The sequence below is a fragment of the Pseudomonas lalucatii genome, from assembly GCF_018398425.1.
In the GTDB taxonomy this organism is placed as follows: Bacteria; Pseudomonadota; Gammaproteobacteria; order Pseudomonadales; family Pseudomonadaceae; genus Aquipseudomonas; species Aquipseudomonas lalucatii.
Window position 1 is genome coordinate 402,859 of the sequence record NZ_JADPMV010000002.1, and the last position, 14,740, is coordinate 417,598.

Here is a 14,740-nt window from a genome sequence, read left to right on the forward strand (position 1 = left end):
GAGCTTCGTCAGCCCTGACGTTTCATAGAATTCGGCATATTTGTTACACTTTCCGTCACCTTTAAATAAGGACTCAGGCCATGAAGCATTACGCTTTTTTGGTGCTGCCCGAATTCAGCAATCTCTGCCTGGCAAGCTCGGTGGAGCCGCTCAATGCGGCGAATGGATTTACCCGCGAACCCGCCTACCGGGTGTCGCTGGTGTCGATCGATGGCAACGCCGTGAACAGCTACAGCGGCTTCCGCGCGCCGATCTGCGCCAGCCTGGATCAGCTGATCGGCAACGATGCGCCTGACCTGCTGTTCGTCCTCGCCAGTTACAACTATCAGGCCCACTGCACTGACGAAGTGATTCGCGCCCTGCGCAGGCTGAAGCCGGTGGTAAAGGAATGTGGTGGGCTCGACGCCGGCAGCTATGTGCTGGCCAAGGCCGGCTTGCTGAGCGGCTACAACGCCACCATTCACTGGGCGGAGGCGGAGGTTTTTGCGGAGTGCTTTGCCGACATCAGGGTCTCGCACGACCGCTACGTCATAGACCGCAACCGCATCACCTCGGGCGGCTCCACCAGTGCCCTGGACCTGATGCTGCACCTGATCCGCCGCGACTGCGGCGAGTCGGTGGCGATCGCCGTCTCCGAGCTGTTGATCTTCGACACCGAGCGCCCCGGGAGCACCCGCCAGCGCGAACACCTACCAAGCCGGATGGAGGAGAAATCGCCGCGTATATCCCGGGCGATCACCATCATGCAGAAACACATCGAGAAACCGCTGTCGGTCGAGCTCATCGCCCAGCTGATCGGCATCTCCCAGCGCCAACTGGAGCGCGACTTCAAGGAACTCATGAAGACCACGGTGGCCAAGCACTACCTGACCCTTCGTGTGGAGGCTGCCCGGCGACTGATCCGCGAAACCCGGCTCAGCGTCACCGAAGTCGCTCTGCGCAGCGGCTTCAGTTCCCTGGCCTCGTTGATTCGGGTGTACAAGCAGAGCTATGCCTGCACGCCATCGGAAGATCGAAAAAAATGTGCCCGCCCGGTGTCATAACACCCGGCGGGCCAGCCTCATTGCAGGCTGAGCAAAGCGACAACATAGGTAAACCCGCAACCGCAAGAACAGTCCCGGCGGTCGCTCCGCACCTGGCCGCCTCCTCTGCAAACGGAAGCGGGGGCGCTGCGACTTACCTATCGATCAGGGAGGCGCTCATTCACGCTCAACGATTAGCGCAATGCCCTGACCACCGCCAATGCACATGGTCACCAGTGCATAGCGCCCACCGGTGCGCTGCAGCTCATAGATCGCCTTGATCAGGATAATCGCCCCGGTGGCGCCAATCGGGTGCCCCAGGGCGATGGCGCCGCCGTTGGGGTTGACCTTCTCCGCCGGGATCTTCAACGCCTGGGACACGGCACAGGCCTGGGCGGCAAAGGCCTCGTTCGACTCCACGACATCGATATCGGCCAGGCTGAGCTGCGCCCGTTGAAGGGCCTGCTGGACCGCGCCGACAGGCCCCATGCCCATGATTTCAGGGGCCACCCCGGCATGACCGTAGGCAACGATTCGGGCCATCGGCGTCAGCCCCCGCTGCTCGAGCAGGGCGCCGCTGACCAGGGTCAGGGCGGCGGCGCCGTCGTTGAGACTCGAGGCATTGCCGGCGGTAACCGTGCCATCGGACTCGAACACCGGACGCGCCTTCGCCAGATCGCCGAGTTGCAGGTGCTCGCGCACATGCTCATCGCGTCGGAACAGTTGCTCGGGCTTCTTCGGATGGGTCTGTAGCGGCAGAATCTGTTCGTCGAAGCGTCCCTCGGCACTGGCACGGGCCGCCCGGCGGTGACTCTCCAGGGCCAGGGCGTCCTGCTCTGCCCGGGCGATGCCGAAACTTCTGCCGACATTCTCGGCAGTAACCCCCATGTGACCGTTGCCGAAGGGATCGGTCAGCACGCCGGTGAGCATGTCGATGAGCAGGCTGTCGCCCATACGCTTGCCCCAGCGGTTGCTCGGCAGCAGATACCCCGCCCGGCTCATGCTTTCGGCACCACCGGCCACCGCGGAGACCACATCGCCCAGCTGGATCATCTGCGCGGCACTGATGACCGCCTGCAGACCACTGCCGCACAGACGATTGAGGGTCAACGCCCTTGAGCCCTGGGCCATGCCGGCGTTGAGCGCGGCGACCCGGGAGATGTACATGTCCCGGGCCTCGGAATGCAGCACGTTGCCCAGTACGCACTGCTCGAACAGTTCGGCCGGCAGGCCGGATCGCCTGATCGCCTCCTGCACCACCTGGCTGGCCAGGTCGCAGGGCGCAAGGTCTTTCAGCGCGCCGCCATAATCACCGATCGCGGTGCGCACGCCAGACAGGATAAAAACCGGATTGAGCATAGGTATTCTCCAGCAGCCTCGATTGCAGTCGGCGGGCAACCGTCAGATGGTCAGCGCGGCGAGCCGCTGCCTGATGATGTGCTCGGCGTCGCCGACAATCCGCGCGACCAGATCCGCCACGGAAGGAATGTCATGGATCAGACCGGCCGAGACGCCGGCCCACCAGATGCCGTGCTCCATGTCGCCACTCTCCAGCACGACGGCACCACGCTTGCCGGCCACCAACTCGGCCACGTCGCCGAACTCGGACTCCGCCTGCTTCTCGATCTCGGCAACCTCGACCGCGATGGCGTTCTTGAACACCCGGGCGGTATTCCTGAACTTGCGGAAGATCAGCTGGGTATCCAGCTCGCTCGCCTCCAGCAGCTTCTGCTTCAGGTTGGCATGCACCGGCGCCTCCTCGGTGCCGAGGAAGCGCGTCCCCATGCTCACCGCATCGGCTCCCAGGGCCAGCGCGGCGACCAGGCTGCGGCCGTCGCTGAAGCCGCCGCAGGCAATCACCGGAATCGCCAGTTCATCCACCGCCCGCGGCAGCAGCACCAAAGAGGGAATATCGTCCTCGCCCGGGTGACCGGCCGCCTCGAAGCCATCGATGATCACCGCCGCACAGCCCACTTCCTGGGCCTTCTTGGCATGTTTCACGGAGGTGCATTTGTGGATCACCTTCACTCCTGCCGCATTGAACGCCGGCATGAAGGGCGCGGGGCTGCGCCCCGCCGTTTCCACGACTTTGATGCCCGCATCGATGATGGCCTGCACGTACTCTTCGTAGGGCGGCGGGTTCAGGCTGGGCAGAATGGTCAGGTTCACGCCGAAGGGCTTGGCGGTCATCGTGCGCGTGCGCTCGATCTCCGCGGTCAGGGCTTGCGGCGTCGGCTGGGTCAATGCACTGAGAAAGCCGAGCGCCCCGGCGTTGGCCACGGCCGCCACCAGCTCGGCCTTGGACACACGCTGCATGCCGCCCTGCACCACCGGGTGTTCGATACCAAAAAGCTCGGTAAAGCGCGTTGTAATCATGGAGCCAGCCTCTTCGGTTGCCAGCGCGCAGCAGACAGCGCTCACTGGAGTTATTGTTATAATCACATTAACTATTGAATTTCTGGCTGTCAATTGAACCGCTCGGCCCCCCAGCCGTGGTCCTGAGCACGACGGCAAATCAGCGCTCAGGACACTGCCGAATCCGCCCGGCCTGGCGCTCGGTCGCCTCGCTCGGCTCGAGCGAAGGTCCTGACCTTAGAAGCTTCGGTCCGTGCCCGACATCCCTTGGCAGCATCGGCTGGCCGCCTGTCGCACGTCTCAACCGGCCTGCCCATAGCTGGCGTTCTCCCAGGGCACGGTCATCCTCAAGCGCTTGCGCAAGACCTGCCCTGAACGCTCGATTTCGCGGGCCTAAAATTGTGACAATCACTTTGACAATTAAACAATCGCAGGGCTAGCATGAAAACTGCCGTCGAAAACTGGCATAGCGATACGCAAACAAGCATCTATCGATGCGCGAAACGACGCACGCGCGATGCCGTTTCTATCTACCGGACCTTAATCCCATGGCTCGCTCGACTCGGCTGATAACAGCCTCTTACATCCTGTCATTCGTTGCAGCCAACGCGCCCAAGAGACTGTGCACCGATACCATCGCCAGGTGGGTCAAGACCCACCCCACGCGCGTCCGCCATCTGGTGTCCCAGTTGGTCAAAGCCGGCATCCTGAAGTCCTACCGCGGTGCATCGGGCGGTCTGGCCCTCGCCCGCAAGCCGAGCGAAATAACGCTCAAGCAAGTCTATGACGCGGTCCAAGACAGCCCACTGATTGCCGAAGGGATCGACAACCCGTTCTCCGGCTGGCAAGACCACTGCAAAGTCCACGGCGTCTTCAACGAACTCTTTGCCGACCTGGAAGACAAGATTCGCGTTGAATTGGAGCAGGTCACCCTGGATCGGATGTTTGTGCCTTTCGATCGCGATTACGCGGCCGAAGAACAGCGTGAAAGTGCGAGGCTGTCCAAGTAGCCGCTGCTGTCTCAGGCCTCGGTCATCGACTCCAGTTCCGACCTGGCCGCTACCGCGCTCGCACGCCCAAGACAGCCGACAACCGCCGGATCGCCCCGCCCCCCAGTCTCGTTCATCGTCAGCCCAGGCGACGCCTGGGTGTTGTCCGCCGGCAGGCCTCTCAGCACTGCATGGCTTTGATTTCGACGAACTCGGCCAGCCCCTCTTCCCCCCACTCGCGACCATTGCCCGACTGCTTGTAGCCACCGAAGGGCGCGTGGTAGTTGAAGGCCGCCCCGTTGACGAAGCACTGGCCCGCCCGCAGCTGCCGCGCCAGGCCCAGGGCGCGCTGCCGGGTGCCGGCCCAGACGCCGCTGGACAGGCCGAACGGCGAGTCATTGGCCAGCTGCACGGCCTGCACTTCATCCGCATAGGGGATCAGGCAGAGCACCGGGCCGAAGATTTCCTCCTGGGCGATGCGCATGCGGTTGTCGACGTCGGCGAACAGGGTCGGCCGCTGGTAATAGCCACGGTCGAACTCGGCGGGCGCGTCGCTGCCACCGTAAAGTAGGCGCGCGCCCTCCTGCTGACCGATACGGATATAGTCGCGCACCGTGTGCCGCTGGCCGGCCGAGCACATGGGGCCGAGAAAACTCTCGGGGTCCAGCGGGTCGCCCAGGCGCAGGGCTTCGGTCTCGGCCACCGCCAGTTCCAGTGCCTCGGCGTAGCGGCTGGCCGGCAGCAGCATGCGGGTCAGCGCGGTGCAGGTCTGCCCGGAATTGAGCATCACGTCCTGCACGCCGTGGCGCACCGCGGCAGCCAGATCGGCATCCTCGGCGATCAGCAACGGCGACTTGCCGCCCAGCTCCAGGCACACCCGTTTGACCGACGGCGCGGCGGCCTGGGCCACCCGCACCCCGGCGCCGGTGGAGCCGGTGAAGGAGACCATGTCCACCTGCGGGTGCTTGGCCAGCGCCTCGCCGACCTTGGCCCCCGGGCCACTGACCAGGTTGAACACCCCCGCCGGCAGGCCGATGGCCTGGATCATCTGCGCCAGCAGGAAGGCGTGCAGCGGAGTTTCCTGACTCGGCTTGACCACCACGGTGCAGCCGGCGGCCAGCGCCGGAGCGAGCTTGCCGAGCAACTGATGCAGCGGGTAGTTCCAGGGATTAATGAAGGCGCACACCCCCACCGGCTCGCGCAGCACCAGAGAGTTGCCGACCTCGCGCACCTCATCCATCAAGGAGGCGAGCTCCACGTAGTGGCGCAAGCCTTTGAGTGGCCCGTCGACCTGGATCGACCGGCACCATTGCACGGGCATGCCCAACTCGGTGGTAATCAATGCCGCCATCTCATCGGCGCGGGCCTCGAGCTGATCGGCCAAGGCCTGGATAAAACCGGCACGCACCCTGGCCGGGGTAGCGGCCCATCCCGGAAAGGCCCGACGCGCGGCCTGTACCGCTCGCTCGACATCACGTTCGTCGCCCAGCGGCACCAGCCCTGCGACCTGCTCGGACGCCGGATTGAGCACCTCGGCCAGACCGCCGCCTTCGGGCGCCACCCAGGCCCCATCGATAAACAACTGGGTGTGCTTAGGCATGGCAAGGCTCCTCGATCTGCTCATCTATTAGTTCGGCGGCGCAGCGGGCGATGCGCCGACAGGCGTCCTGCAGCGGCGCACTGCCGAGCACCAGGCCCAGGCGGATATGCCCGGCGGCGCTGGGGCCGAAGGCTTCGCCGGCCAGCACCGAGACGCCATGACGGTCGAGCAGGCGATCGGCGAACGCCTGGGCGGACAACCCGGTGGCGCGGATATCCACCATCACGAACATGCCGCCGTCGGGCTTCAGCGCGCGCAACCCGGGGCAATCGGCCAGGCAGGCGCAGACCAGGTCGCGACGCTGCCGATAGGCTTCGCGCATCGCCTCCAGCTCCGGCAATTGCGCCTCCAGGGCGACACAGGCGGCGTCCTGGATGAAGTCCGGCGAGCCGTACAGCATGCACAGCGCCAGGTTACCGAGGTGCTCGGCCAGCGCCGGCGGCGCCACCACCCAGCCGACCCGCCAGCCGGTCATGGCGTGGGACTTGGACAGGCTGTTGAGGGTCGCGGTGCGCTCGGCCATGCCCGGCAGGCTGGCCGGGCTGACGTGCTCGCCCTCGTACAGCAGTTCGCTGTACACCTCGTCGGAGATCAGCCACAGGTCATGGCCGATGCACAGTTCGGCCAGGGCCTCCCAGGTCGAACGCGGCAGGCTGGCGCCGGAGGGGTTGTGCGGGCTGTTGAGCACCAGGGCGCGGGTGCGCGGGGTGATGGCCGCGGCGACATCCTCGGCCTGCACCCGGAAGCCGTGCTCGGGGCGCACCGGCAACGGAATCACCTTGGCCCCGCAGGCGCCGAACACCGCCTCGTAGGTCACGTACATGGGCTCGGCGACTATCACTTCATCGCCGGGCTCAAGCACGCACTGGGCCACGCAGAACAGTGCGCACTGGCCGCCGGCCAACACCACCACCTGTTCGGCAGCCACCGCCTGGCCGCTGCGCAGCCGGTGGCGCCTGGCGATGCTCTCGCGCAGCGCACGCTTACCGGTGACCTCGGTGTAGTGGGTGTGACCGCTGAGCAGGCTGTCGATGGCGGCCTGTACGATCGGCTGCGGGGTGTCGAAATCCGGATCGCCGACCGACAGCAGCAACACGTCCTCGCCGCGTTCCTGGCGGGCCAGGGCCCGGTAGTGAATATCCCAGGCGGCGGCGCCGTCACCGGCGATACGTTGAGTCAGGCTGGAAAAACGCATAGACATCTCCTTGCCCGCCCTATTGAGCGCAGGCGTGCTTGAGTTCGATCAGGGTCACGCCGGGATGGCTGAAGCCCGCGGCCAGCTGCTCTTGCAGCTGCTCCAGGCTCTGCGGCTGCTGTACCCGACAACCGAAGGCGGCGGCCAGGGCGGCGAAATCCGGGTTGCGCGGCAGCACGCCTATGGGCTCGATGTCCAGCTCGAGCATGTCGTCGCGGATCTGCCCCAGGGCATCGTTGTTCCACAACAGCACCAGCAGCGGGCTGTCCAGCTCCTCCACGGCGGTCGCCAGCTCCTGGGCGGTGTAGAGGAAGCCGCCATCGCCGACCAGCACCAGGCCGGGCCGTTCGGGCGCGCCCAGCTTGGCGCCGATGCCGGCCGGCAGGCCGTAGCCGAGGGTGCCGTAGCCGGTGGGGTGCAACCAGCTACGCGGGGCGCGGCTGGGGAACAGGTAGTTGCCGCTGTAGGCCAACTGGGTCATGTCGGTGCTGATAAAGGCGTTGTCCGGCAGCACCGCGGCGATGCGCGCCAGGATCGCCTGGTGAATGCGCTGCAACGGCCCCTGGCCGTCCTCCACCGCGGCGCGCAAGGCGGCCACCGCCTGGATCGCCGCCGCCGGGTCGCGCACCTGCTGCGGCAGGCGCGCCAGCAGCGCCTCGAGGGTCTGCCGGGCATCGCCCTTGAGTGCCACCGCGCTGGGGTAGAAGTCGTTGAACTTGCGCGGGTCGATATCGATGCGCAGCAGCTCGCCGGTCAGCGGCAGGCGCTCGCGCCAGAAGTCCGTGTCGGCCAGCTCGCTGCCGACCGCGAGGACCACATCGGCCTGCTCGATCAGCTGCCAACCGGGCTCGACGCACAGGGTCGCGCCGGCATGCAGCGGCGCCTGCGGTGGCAACAACCCCTTGCCGGCCACCGTGGTGAACAGCGGCGCGGCCAGGCGTTCGCTAAGCGCGTGCAGGACATCTGCAGCCTCCAGGGCACCGCCACCGGCGATCAGCATCGGCCGCTTGGCGCCGGCCAGCTTGTCCGCCGCCTGTTGCAGCGCCTCGGCGCTCGGCAAGCCACGTCCAGGCCGGCGCACCACATCGCCACTCCAGTCCCTCTTGATTGGCGCATCCAGCACGTCCAGAGGCACCGAGATATGCACCGGGCGCGGCCGCTCGCTGTCGAACACCGCGTAGGCGCGGGCGATCAGCTCAGGCAGGTCCTCTGCGCTGGAGGCCACGGCGGAGAACGCGGTGATAGGCGCGGTCATCCCACGCTGGTCCTGGGTCTCGTGCAGACAGCCCCAGCCCTTGCCGAGGCTGGCGCTGTGGTTGACGCTGGAGATCACCAGCAGGGGGATGGAATCGGCGTAGGCCTGGCCGATCGCCGTGGCCGCGTTGGTCACCCCGGGCCCGCTGATGACGAAGCACACCCCTGGCTTGCCGGTGACCCGCGCATAGCCGTCGGCCATGAAGCCGGCGCCCTGCTCGTGGCGGGTCAGCACGTGACGGATGCCGCTGCCGGGCAGGCCGCGATAGAGTTCCAGGGTGTGCACCCCGGGGATGCCGAACACGGTATCGACACCGTAGTTGGCCAGCAGGCGCACCAGGGCCTGGCCGCCGGTGAGCGTCTTGTTCTCTTGCATGTTGACTTCCTCAGTCCTGGGCCAGGCGAATCAGGGCATCCACCGCGACGGCGCCTTGGGCATTGACCAGCAGTGGGTTGACGTCCAGTTCCAGCAGTTGCTCGGCGTGCTCGCAGGCGTAGTCGGCCACCGCGCGAATCGCCTGTATCAGGGCATCCAGAGCGACCGCCGGGCGGCCACGGAAACCTTGCAGCAGCGGTGCGCTACGCAGGCTCAGCAGCGCCTCGCGGATCGCCGCATCGTTGGTCGGCAGCAGCAGGCTGCGGCTGTCCTTGAGCAGTTCGACGAGAATCCCGCCGGCGCCGAGCACCAGCGCCAGGCCGAAGCCGTTCTCGCGCTTGATGCCGACAATCAGCTCGGCCAGCGGCGGCGGCGCCATGGCCTCCAGCAGCACCCGCTCGAAGGCCAGCCCCGGGGCATGTCGAGCCAGGCTGTCGCGCATATCCTCGAGCGCGGCCTGCAGGACCTGGGCGTTGCCCAGGTTGAGCGCCACGCCGCCGGCCTCGGTCTTGTGCGGCAAGTCGGCGCTGACCACCTTGAGCACCAGCGGATACCCGACTGCCTGCGCCGCCTGCAGCACCTGCCCCGGCGTGCTCAACAGGCCCTGCGGCACCGGCAGGCCGAAGGCACCCAGGGCCTGCTTGGCCTGCCACTCGTCGAGCAACCGGCCACCGTCCGTCAAGGGCTCAGGGCAGAGCGGCGTGAGGGCCGACTCACCGCGCGCCAACAGTGCCGTGCGCCGCTGCTGGTAATGGGCGATACGGCCCCAGGCCGCCAGGCCATCCTCCACCCCTTGCAGGGCCGCCACGCCCTGGGCGTGCAGACGCTCGCGGGCACTGGCCGGCAGCAGCTCGGGAAAGGCCGAGGCAACGAAACCCGGCTTGCCGTGGCGCGCCAGCGCGGCGCAGTACAGTTCCAGCAGCAGGTCGCACTGCGGGCGCTCGCCCGAGGCTTCATCGGGATAGTCGAGCACCAGCAGGGCGGCATCGGCCGGGCTGCGCAGGACGCTGTCGAGCATGTTGTCGAGCGCCTCACGATCGCCCCAGATGGCGGTGGTGAAGTCCAGCGGGTTGACGATATTGGCGTAGCCCGGCAGCACCGCGGCCAGCGCGCCGCGCTGACTGCCGTCCAGTAGCGGCAGGCTCAGGCCGTTGCGTTCGGCGTAGTCGGCGATCAGCCCGGCATCGCCGCCGGAACAGGCCAGCGCGGCCAGGCTCGGCCCCGCCGGCAGCTGGCCGCAGGCCGCCGCCTTGAGGGTTTCGACGAAGCTCACCGGGCCGCTGACGCGGATCACTCCGAGGCGCTCGAACAACGCGTCATACAGCGCATCGGAGCCGGCCAGGGAACTGGTGTGGCTGAGCGCCAGCTCGGCGCCGATCTGCGAGACGCCGGTCTTCAGGGCGATGATCGGGATGCCCTGCTGCAGCGCCTTGTGCGCAGCGCGAGCAAAACCTGGGACGTTGTTCAGCCCCTCCAGATGCAGGCCGATGGCGGTGACGCGCGGCTCATCGAGCAGCACGTCCATCAATTCGGCGACGCCAATTTGCGCCTGATTACCCACCGAGGCCATATAGGCCACCGGCAGCGAGCGGTCGCTCATCGACAGGTTGTAGGCGAAGTTGCCGCTCTGGGTCAGCACCGCCACGCCCTGCTCGACTACCTTGCCGCCATGAGCCACCGGCCATAGCGCGGCGCCGTGCAGGTAGTCGAGCAGGCCGTAACAGTTCGGCCCGAGCAGCGCCATGTCGCCGGCTGCGGCGAGCAAGCGGGCCTGCAGCGCCTGGCCCTCTGCACCGGTTTCGGCGAAGCCGGAGGCGTAGCAGATGGCACCGCCCGCGCCCTTGGCGGCCAGTTCGGCCACTGCCTGCACGGTCGACTCCTTGTTGGTGGCGATAAACACCGCATCCGGCCCGCAAGGCAGCTCGGCGATGCTGGCGACGCAGGGCACGCCTTCCAGCTCGGCGTGCTGCGGATTGACCAGCCACAGCTGGCCTTGGTAACCGCCCTCGACGCAGCGCTTGAGCGCGCGGGCCATGCTGCGGCCACCGATAAAGACCAGATGGCGCGGCGCCAGCAAGCGCTTGAGGTTGTCTCTTTGGCTCATGACGATCCCCTCAGCGCAGCAGCGGGCGCAGCAGTTCGCGGGAAATGATGTGACGCTGGATCTCCGAAGTGCCCTCCCAGATCCGCTCGATCCGCGCGTTGCGCCAGATGCGCTCCACCGGGCCTTCGTCCATCAGGCCCATGCCGCCGAAGATCTGCACCGTCTCGTCGGCCACCTTGCCGAGCACTTCGCTGGCCAGCAGCTTGGCCATGCCGGCGTCGCCGTCGGTCATGCTGCCCTGGTCCATCTTCCAGGCGGTGTGCAGCGTCAGCAGCTCGGCGGCACGGATCTGCGTGGCCATGTCGGCCAGCTTGAACGACACGCCCTGGTAGCTGCCGATCGGCTGACCGAACTGCTTGCGGTCGGCGGACCATTGCAGGGCCAGGTCCAGCGCCCGTTGCGCCTGGCCGACACAGTTGGCGGCGACCATCACCCGGCCGGCGGTGAGCCAGGCATTGGCAACTTCCCAGCCCTTGTCCACTTCGCCGAGCACCTTGCTGGCGGGCACCCGGCAGTCATCGAAAAACAGCTCGTAGGTGTGATAACCGCGGTTGCTCACGCACTTGGGGCCACGGCGAATGGTCATTCCCGGGGTATCGCGATCGACCAGGAAAGAAGTCACGGCGTTGCGCTTCTTGCCGTTCTTTTCATAGCTGTCGGTGACCGCGAAGACTATGGCGAAGTCGGCATGCCCGGCGTGGCTGATGAAGTGCTTGCTGCCATTCAGCAGGAAATCATCGCCGTCACGCACCGCGCGGGTCTTGATCGAGTTGGCGTCGGAGCCGGCGCCCGGTTCGGTGAGGGCGAAGCAGTCGATCTTCTCGCCCTGGATGCAGGGCAGCAGATAGTCCTGAATCTGCTGGCCCTTGCAGGCCATGAGGATCTTCGACGGCCGCGCGACGAACACCTGCAAGGCCCAGGAGACCTTGGACAGCTCACGCTCGATGAGCGCCTGGGACAGGTAGTCGAGGCCGCCGCCGCCCACCTCTTCCGGCATGTTGAAGGCATAGAAACCGGCGGCGATGGCCTTGCCGCGAATCTGCGCGGCCAGCTCGGGGGACACCGCATCGGCGCGATCGACCGCCTCTTCATGGGGCAGCAGCTCCTGCTCGACGAAGCTGCGAACGGCATCGACCAGCATTTCTTGTTCTTGGCTCAGTTGGAAGTTCATCGCTATGTCCTGTGGTCAGTGGCACGCATCAGCGGCCGATAAATTGGGGAGCACGTTTTTCCATGGCCGCGCGCAGGGCCTCGGCGCCATCCTCGCTGCGCCCGCAGAGCAGGCCGGCGTTGCGCTCGGCTTCGAGCTGCTCGGCCAGGCTGCGCCGGGCGCCGTCCTCGATCAGCGTCTTGGTCTGGGCGAAGGCGAAGGTCGGGCCGCTGGCCAGACGCGTCGCCAGTTCGCCGGCCAGCGGCAGCAACTGCTCGTCGGCGCAGACTTCGCCAACCAGGCCGGCGGCCAGGGCCCGCTCGGCGCCCCACAGCTCGTCGAGGAACAGCAGGCGCTTGGCCTGCTCGCTGCCGATCAGCCGCGGCAGATGCCAGCTGGCGCCGGCATCCGGGGCATAGGCCATGCTGGTGTAGCCGGCCTTGAAGCGCGCCGACTGGGCGGCGATACGGAAGTCGCAGCACAGGCTCAGGTCCATCCCGGCGCCCACCGCGGTGCCGTTGATGGCGGCTATGGTCGGCTTGGCAAAGCCATGCAGGCGGCTCATCAGCGCATGGGCGGCCTCGGTCCAGCCGTAGCTTTCCAGGGCACCGCGCGCCTCGGCCGCGGCCCATTCGGCCAGATCGGCGCCGGCGCAGAAGCTCTTGCCATTGCCGGTCAGCACCAGCACCCGCACCGCGGGGTCGGCATTCAGCTCATCGAGCAGCGCGTGCAAAGCCTGGAGGCTGGGGATATCCAGCGCGTTGCGCTGCTCGGGGCGGTTCAGGCTGATCCAGGCGATGCCGCCTTCCACCCGCGTCAACAGACTCGATCTAGTGCTCATGACGATCCTCATTGTTATCAGTGGCGGTCCAGCAGCCGGCCGCGCCTGCAGGCAATACTAAACACTTGTTCAGTAACATGGCAATCCACCAGAGCGCCCGAAAAAACAAGCTATCTATTTGTATTAATTAGATTTTTTACTCAGCTATCGGCGACCGTTACAACTTTTCACAACTGTTTACCGCGACAACACAAAGGCCCGACCGCTGCCGTCCGGGCCCTTGTGTCGAGTCAGCGAATCCAGGGCTTAGCTGGTGGCGCCTACCAGCGGTTTGGCCGCCGCAGGCTGCGCTTGCTGATCCGCGTCCGGGTTGACCAGCGGCAGAATCTTGATGCAGCAGATGCCGTAGATCAGGGCAATCAGCGGGTTGATCCAGTTGAAGAAGGCGAACGGCGCATAGGACAGGGTGGCCACCCCCAGGGTCGCGGCCATGTACACGGCACAGGCATTCCAGGGGATCAGCGCGGAGGTCACGGTGCCGCCGTCCTCGATGGTGCGCGAAAGATTCACCGCCGCCAGGCCGCGCAGGCGGTACTCCTCCTTCCACATCTGCCCCGGCAGCACCAGGGACAGGTACTGGTCGCCGGTCAGCACGTTGACGCCGATACTGGTGGCCAGGGTCGCGCCGATCAGCGCGCCGACCGAGTGCACGCCGCGCACGATCAGGCCGAGCAGGAAGCGGATGAAGCCGATGCGCTCGAGCACCGCGGTCATCATCATCGAGCAGAACACCAGGAAGGCCATGAACACCATGCCGGCCATGCCACCGCGGCTGAGCAGGCTGTCCAGCACCTCGTTGCCGCTGCTGGAGACGAAGCCGGTCGCCATCACCGTCCACAGCGCCTTGACCACCATCAGCGCACCGCTCTGCCCACTCTCGGCCATGAAGCGCTCGATCACCGGCGCCTGGAACAGCACGGCGAACACGCAGGCCAGGGCGCTGCACAGCATGATGGCCGGGAAGGCCGGGACCTTGCGCACCGACAGGCCGAGCAGGGCCAGTAGGGGGATCAGGTTGTACCAGGCGATGTTGAACGTGCCGGCCAGCTGCGCCTTGAGTTCGTCGACATTGGATACCGCCTCGCCCTGCAGGTCGGCGTTCAGGGCCAGGATGGAAAACAGCGTCAGGGCGATCAGAAAGCTGGGCAGCGAGACCCAGGCCATGTGGCGGATATGGGCGAACAGGTCGGAGCCCGCCACGGCCGGGGCCAGGTTGGTGGTTTCCGACAGCGGCGACATCTTGTCGCCGAAGTAGGCGCCGGCCACCACCGCACCGGCGGTGATCTCCGCGGACAGGCCGAAGCCGTGGGCGGTGCCCATCAGGCCCACGCCGATGGTCGCGGCGGTGGTCCAGGAGGAGCCGATGCAGATCGACACAATCGCGCAGATCAGGCACGCCAATGGATAGAAGAACGCCGGCGACAGCAGGCTGAGGCCGGCATACAGCAGGGTCGGCACGGTGCCGGCGATGATGAAGGCACCGATCAGCACGCCGATCGACAGGAAGATGAAGATCGGCGCCACGGTCTTGGCATTGGTGGCGGTGATCTCGCTTTCCAGCTCGCTCCAGGTGACGCCGTTCTTCATGCCGATCAGCGCGGCGAAGCAGCCGACCATGATCAACGCCAACTGCAGAGGGCCGGACATCGGATCGTCGAACAGGCTCAGCGAGCCGGCGATCAGCGCCAGCAGGACGGCGCCGACCAGCAACGCGTCGAGGGCGGATAGCTTTCGGAGTTTCATTGTTGTTGTCTCCCAAGGATCAAGGTTTGACCGGGCCCAGTTCCCGGTCCCAACCCGATTATTGGCAAGCGATGTAAGGCCCCGTTGAACAGGGAGAAAGAAGATGTAAGA

At 66.4% G+C, this 14,740-nt stretch carries 11 protein-coding genes; 2 read left to right on the forward strand and 9 right to left on the reverse strand.

Annotated features, from left to right (window positions below):
* Window positions 1-80: 80 nt before the first annotated feature.
* Entirely contained in the window at window positions 81-1,043 is a 963-nt protein-coding gene (locus I0D00_RS15210; RefSeq protein ID WP_213640678.1) for a GlxA family transcriptional regulator, read from the forward strand.
* Between the two features lie 156 nt (window positions 1,044-1,199).
* On the opposite strand, the gene bktB is transcribed toward I0D00_RS15210, so the two are convergent.
* Window positions 1,200-2,381 (reverse strand): beta-ketothiolase BktB, encoded by a 1,182-nt coding sequence (bktB, locus tag I0D00_RS15215; RefSeq protein ID WP_213640679.1) that lies wholly within the window; start codon window positions 2,379-2,381, stop codon window positions 1,200-1,202.
* A 42-nt stretch (window positions 2,382-2,423) separates the two neighbouring features.
* On the reverse strand, window positions 2,424-3,398 hold the full coding sequence (locus I0D00_RS15220) for an NAD(P)H-dependent flavin oxidoreductase (RefSeq protein ID WP_213640680.1): 975 nt from the start codon (window positions 3,396-3,398) through the stop codon (window positions 2,424-2,426).
* Between the two features lie 473 nt (window positions 3,399-3,871).
* Here I0D00_RS15220 and I0D00_RS15225 point away from each other — a divergent pair, with 473 nt between their 5' ends.
* Window positions 3,872-4,387 (forward strand): RrF2 family transcriptional regulator, encoded by a 516-nt coding sequence (locus I0D00_RS15225; RefSeq protein ID WP_246533291.1) that lies wholly within the window; start codon window positions 3,872-3,874, stop codon window positions 4,385-4,387.
* 160 nt (window positions 4,388-4,547) lie between these two features.
* On the opposite strand, the gene I0D00_RS15230 is transcribed toward I0D00_RS15225, so the two are convergent.
* The 7 genes from I0D00_RS15230 to nhaC form a co-directional block, all read right to left on the reverse strand.
* On the reverse strand, window positions 4,548-5,966 hold the full coding sequence (locus tag I0D00_RS15230; protein WP_213640681.1) for an aldehyde dehydrogenase family protein: 1,419 nt from the start codon (window positions 5,964-5,966) through the stop codon (window positions 4,548-4,550).
* Window positions 5,959-7,161 (reverse strand): pyridoxal phosphate-dependent aminotransferase, encoded by a 1,203-nt coding sequence (locus tag I0D00_RS15235; RefSeq protein ID WP_213640682.1) that lies wholly within the window; start codon window positions 7,159-7,161, stop codon window positions 5,959-5,961. Before I0D00_RS15235 ends, I0D00_RS15230 begins: the two co-directional genes overlap by 8 nt.
* A gap of 19 nt (window positions 7,162-7,180) precedes the next feature.
* Window positions 7,181-8,791 (reverse strand): 5-guanidino-2-oxopentanoate decarboxylase, encoded by a 1,611-nt coding sequence (locus I0D00_RS15240; RefSeq protein WP_213640683.1) that lies wholly within the window; start codon window positions 8,789-8,791, stop codon window positions 7,181-7,183.
* 10 nt (window positions 8,792-8,801) lie between these two features.
* On the reverse strand, window positions 8,802-10,895 hold the full coding sequence (locus I0D00_RS15245) for an acetate--CoA ligase family protein (RefSeq protein WP_213640684.1): 2,094 nt from the start codon (window positions 10,893-10,895) through the stop codon (window positions 8,802-8,804).
* Window positions 10,896-10,905: 10 nt separating this feature from the next.
* On the reverse strand, window positions 10,906-12,066 hold the full coding sequence (locus I0D00_RS15250; RefSeq protein WP_213640685.1) for an acyl-CoA dehydrogenase family protein: 1,161 nt from the start codon (window positions 12,064-12,066) through the stop codon (window positions 10,906-10,908).
* Window positions 12,067-12,094: 28 nt separating this feature from the next.
* Window positions 12,095-12,886, reverse strand: a complete 792-nt coding sequence (locus tag I0D00_RS15255; RefSeq protein ID WP_213640686.1) for an enoyl-CoA hydratase/isomerase family protein — start codon at window positions 12,884-12,886, stop codon at window positions 12,095-12,097.
* Window positions 12,887-13,132: 246 nt separating this feature from the next.
* Window positions 13,133-14,629 (reverse strand): Na+/H+ antiporter NhaC, encoded by a 1,497-nt coding sequence (gene nhaC / locus I0D00_RS15260; protein WP_213640687.1) that lies wholly within the window; start codon window positions 14,627-14,629, stop codon window positions 13,133-13,135.
* Between the last annotated feature and the right edge of the window lie 111 nt (window positions 14,630-14,740).

What these genes read in the sequence shown, in the direction of transcription:
- I0D00_RS15250 (WP_213640685.1), bottom strand. Translation starts at nt 12,066, where the DNA reads ATGAACTTCCAACTGAGCCAAGAACAAGAAATGCTGGTCGATGCCGTT.
- I0D00_RS15220 (WP_213640680.1), bottom strand. Translation starts at nt 3,398, where the DNA reads ATGATTACAACGCGCTTTACCGAGCTTTTTGGTATCGAACACCCGGTG.
- I0D00_RS15210 (WP_213640678.1), top strand. Translation starts at nt 81, where the DNA reads ATGAAGCATTACGCTTTTTTGGTGCTGCCCGAATTCAGCAATCTCTGC.
- I0D00_RS15235 (WP_213640682.1), bottom strand. Translation starts at nt 7,161, where the DNA reads ATGCGTTTTTCCAGCCTGACTCAACGTATCGCCGGTGACGGCGCCGCC.
- I0D00_RS15240 (WP_213640683.1), bottom strand. Translation starts at nt 8,791, where the DNA reads ATGCAAGAGAACAAGACGCTCACCGGCGGCCAGGCCCTGGTGCGCCTG.
- nhaC (WP_213640687.1), bottom strand. Translation starts at nt 14,629, where the DNA reads ATGAAACTCCGAAAGCTATCCGCCCTCGACGCGTTGCTGGTCGGCGCC.
- I0D00_RS15230 (WP_213640681.1), bottom strand. Translation starts at nt 5,966, where the DNA reads ATGCCTAAGCACACCCAGTTGTTTATCGATGGGGCCTGGGTGGCGCCC.
- bktB (WP_213640679.1), bottom strand. Translation starts at nt 2,381, where the DNA reads ATGCTCAATCCGGTTTTTATCCTGTCTGGCGTGCGCACCGCGATCGGT.
- I0D00_RS15225 (WP_246533291.1), top strand. Translation starts at nt 3,872, where the DNA reads ATGCGCGAAACGACGCACGCGCGATGCCGTTTCTATCTACCGGACCTT.
- I0D00_RS15255 (WP_213640686.1), bottom strand. Translation starts at nt 12,886, where the DNA reads ATGAGCACTAGATCGAGTCTGTTGACGCGGGTGGAAGGCGGCATCGCC.
- I0D00_RS15245 (WP_213640684.1), bottom strand. Translation starts at nt 10,895, where the DNA reads ATGAGCCAAAGAGACAACCTCAAGCGCTTGCTGGCGCCGCGCCATCTG.